Source organism: Prosthecobacter sp. (assembly GCF_044373815.1).
Classification (GTDB): domain Bacteria; phylum Verrucomicrobiota; class Verrucomicrobiia; order Verrucomicrobiales; family Verrucomicrobiaceae; genus Prosthecobacter.
The window spans coordinates 1-3,983 of record NZ_JBIPNG010000551.1; the positions used below are offsets into that span (position 1 = coordinate 1).

The 3,983-nt window shown below is 54.9% G+C and carries 1 protein-coding gene and 1 pseudogene; one reads left to right on the plus strand and one right to left on the minus strand.

Features of this window, described 5'->3' with window-relative positions:
* Nucleotides 1-303 precede the first annotated feature (303 nt).
* Nucleotides 304-2,436 (plus strand): hypothetical protein, encoded by a 2,133-nt coding sequence (locus ACIREA_RS27995; RefSeq protein ID WP_397385614.1) that lies wholly within the window; start codon nucleotides 304-306, stop codon nucleotides 2,434-2,436.
* 181 nt (nucleotides 2,437-2,617) lie between these two features.
* On the opposite strand, the pseudogene ACIREA_RS28000 reads toward ACIREA_RS27995, so the two are convergent.
* Nucleotides 2,618-3,385 (minus strand): annotated as a pseudogene (locus ACIREA_RS28000) (IS5 family transposase); the annotation flags it as partial.
* Between the last annotated feature and the right edge of the window lie 598 nt (nucleotides 3,386-3,983).

Here is a 3,983-nt window from a genome sequence, read left to right on the forward strand (position 1 = left end):
TTTTGCGCTTCGATTTGTCTAATCATGAGAATGAAAATATTGTGGGTTATCGAAAAGGAGTGTTAGTCTTCGCCTTTCTTTGAGCTGCTAGGAAAATGTTTTTGATGAGGGCGGGGCAAATTGGCCCTGCATGTGGCGAAGAGTCACCTCGATGATCTCTATCATAAGTCAGCGGGGGCAATAAAACCTAGTTTGGGTTACCTCATTATGAATGGCCTTTTAATTGGTTAATGGAGCAAAGTCTGATTTGAATTACAAATCCACCTTTGCCCTTCCGTAATGTCTCAGCTCCGATCCTTGATCGTGAAAACCGCACTTCCGATCAAATCGAAATCCGCACCAACGCAGAGCGCACAGCTTGGGCATGAAGAGTTTTGCCCAGAGGGTGGACCATGGCTTGTCAGGCAGACCTTCATGCGGGCGGAAACGATCTGGCTCTCGTCCATGCTAGGGGCGTATTTTCCTTCACTGCCTCGGGTTCTGGATATTCTCAATGAGGGGACGCAGACGAATGTCATGCTCGGTACCGCACCGGGGGAAGTGGTGCGCCAGTATTGCAGCCGGGTGGGGCCTCTGCCGATTGGGATCGCCTGTGTGCTGGTGTGGCGGCTGGCGTCGGAGCTTGAGGCCTTGGAATCGTTCCTGCCTGAGGCTGTTTCTTTCGTGGATCCCTTGAACTGCCGTGTGGGGTTGTGGCAGCATGACTTTTTGCAGCTGTTTGTGGATCGTTTTGAGTTGCGGCCCATGGGGAGTTCCGAGATTGCTTCGAGAGTGATGCAGGTCTGCGCGATGCTGATCAAAGGACATCCGACGGAGCCAATCAGCGCGTCAGTGGCTGCCAAAGTGCCGTCTTCACTGCTGATGCATCTGCGGGAGTGCCAGGCGGCGGGAAGCGCGCTGCTGACACTGGGGCAGATCAAAGGTTTGATGTTGATGGCGACCGCCGCTGTGACGCGCGGATTGCGCGGCTCCAACATGATGTCGCAGCTTTTAGCTAATGAGCGATGGCATCCTTTGCTGCCGTTTCAGAGGACCACCCCGCATGTTTATGGGCGCACAGAGGGATCGCGGATGCCTGTGATCTCGGTTCGGCTATCCCGCTTGCTGGCTCACCGGAACAGGCTGACGGAGATCGAAGTTTTGATGCTGCACGATCGCTTGCGCCAGCAGGCGGCGGCCGTGCCGGTACTTGGGCTGGCGCTGGATCCAGAGCATATTTTGCTGCGACTTCCGGGATTGCGGGAAAGTGCGAATGACTTCAAGATGCTGGACATCCGCCTCGACAGTCTGGCGGAGTTTACGGTGGCACTGGAGTCAGCTTCGGACTGTTTGACACTGGGACGGTCGCCGGTGGTCATCCGGGAAGCAGTGGAACCTGGCAAACACTTTTCGGATCTGCGCGGTGATGTTGAAGAGCAGTTGAGCCGTCTATGGCAGACGCTGCAGGATGGTACTTTCAGTCTTTCTGGCTACAACATGGAGTCGGTCAGCAATCGGGAACTGCCGGGACAATTTTTTTGTTATCTGGGGAATGCCTTTCAGCGGGTGGGACGTGCCGTCAGCCCGCGGCCCGCGCCTGCCACCCAGTCAGCACCTCACGCACCGATATCGTCACCTTTGATCAGGGAAACGGATACACAAACTACTCTTGTGGAAGAAAGTATAAAGTCCTACTCCGTTTTTCCTTTTAACCAATCACTCGATAAGCTACCGCAACACTTTATGAAAATGATCCTTATCACCGCTGGCAGCGGAGGCACCGGCAAGAGCACCATTGCACGCCTTATTTACGAACTTGCCAAATTTGAGACGCGTGATGACGTGGCCATGTTCGACTGCGATGCTCTGGGGAATCGGGATTTCCAGAGAATTTCACCCCAAAAGATTGAGTCCATGCCCATCGACAACATCGATTCGATGCGGCGCATCGTGGAAACAGCGATGGATGACAAACTTGTTCTCGTGGACCTGCCGGCGAGCTGCCAGGACATTTTGGGTCGTGAACTGAACCCTGAAATCATCCAGAGTCTGCGTGAGGATGACGGACTGCACTGGCTGCCGATTCATCCGGTGACAGCGAAGGCCGCCACTATGCCCGCCATCAAGCAGTGGCGTTCGGCCATCTTCGGCGACGCACCCTCTGTTGTGTTGGTTAGTCTGAAAGACGGCCCGGTTTCATCCGATTTGTTGGACGAAATCATCCGCCCGCAGGACCTGGTGCTGCACATGCCGGTTTTGGATCAAAGCCTCGCGGCTGCACTGGATGCGTCCGACGCGACGTGGCTGGATATACTTGAAGGACGTGTGGCGGACAGCCACCGCATGTTTGGGAATCCGCTGGTGAAGCGTCAGCTGCGCTTCAAGCGCAAGGAATGCGAGGACGCCCTTTTCCCGCTGCTGCGCCGCATCATCAAAGACCCCATCTCGGCGAGTTAGCTGCACGGGGGATTTTTGAGCCTGCTTACTCTTCCCGGCACTTCACGTCGCGCTGCTGGGGGGGGCAGTGTCGCGCCGTATATTTAGATTTCTACAGGCGACAGGCTCAGAGATTCCAGCGTCAGGATCAGGCTCAAGCCGAAGGTGATCTGCCCTTCCGTCTGCTGCTTGAAGCCTGTAATTAACTTTTGCCGAATAGAGAAGTGAGCATGAGGATTGCGAAGGCCAACCAGTGCTTGCCCGTCAGAGTCGAAGCCAGACGCTCGTAGTCCTTTGAGAGGCGCTTGAATCGAGCCACCCAGCCAAAACTGCGTTCCACCACCCAACGCTTCGGCAGCAGCATAAAGCCATTCCTGGCTTCCGAGAGCTTGATGCCGTGCTCTTGCGCCTGGCGTGCAGGCTTCCCACCGGTATAACCTTGGTCCACATAAGCCAGTTGCACATTCTCTCCGGTGGCCTGCTGAATCTGCACTGAAACCTCGCCGACCTGCGCACGCTCCTGCTCGTTTGCCGCCGTCACTTTCACCGCCGGCAGATGCCCGAGAGCATTCACCGCAATGTGCACCTTGCGGCCTTTGCGGCGCTTGTAGCCATCAAAACCTGCCCGGCCGCCGCTCTCGGGCGAGGACTGCAAGGTGCGTCCGTCCATGATGGCCGCCGTGGGATGGGCCTTGCGTCCCTTGGCCACACGTGAGAGTTCGCGCAGATCATGAGCCATGGCCTCAAAGCAGCACGCCTTCATCCAGCGCTGCGCCTTTTGGTAAACGTTCTGCCATGGCAACAGGTCATGGGGCATCATGCGCCACTGGCAGCCGCAACGCACGATGTAGCGCAGCGCGTTGAAAAGCTCGCGCAGCGGATAGTCCCCCTGGGGCGCATCTTCCTTCATCAGCCCCAGGTAGGTAAGGCAAAAGTCCCACTCTGCATCGCTGACGTCACTGGTATAGGCGGCTCATGGATTGTTGCTCGAAGGTTCCATCCCAAGTTTATTACTTGGACCCTCAATGCTGTACAGCACTTTTTAAAGTTAATAACAGGATCTAATAAAGGTTTTTTAAAAGAAAGCTGCCGTCCCGTTGGCCACGTTCATTACACAATAAGTTTCGACGAGCCGAAAAAAACATATGGATGTAGTAACTCATTAAATGCCACGAACAGTATTGCAAAATCTATGGTTTAATCATAACTACAAGCGCTTAGTTTGATCTACACTTTCTGATGACGGTGTTAGGTTAAAAATGCGTTCAATGAAAGGGGCGGTGCCGCAAGGTGCCGCCTCTTTTATGTGATTGCTGAGTGGGCATGGCAGCGAATACACAGATCCAGCCATGCTAATTGGCCAAATCCTTTATCGCTTATGCTGGTGTAAGAGCTGACCTCGCGCGAAGAATAGGGGTGGTGTCTCCATCGTGAGCCCCAACGCTGCACCTGCTGACTGTTTCAACTTGTTCGGGAAGTAGAGAAGCACTGCGGCTCCAGATGATCAGGTGGGGGATGCTAGATCGGGAGATTGCGAAGCTGAGAAGGCGAAGGCCTAGCACTCGGGG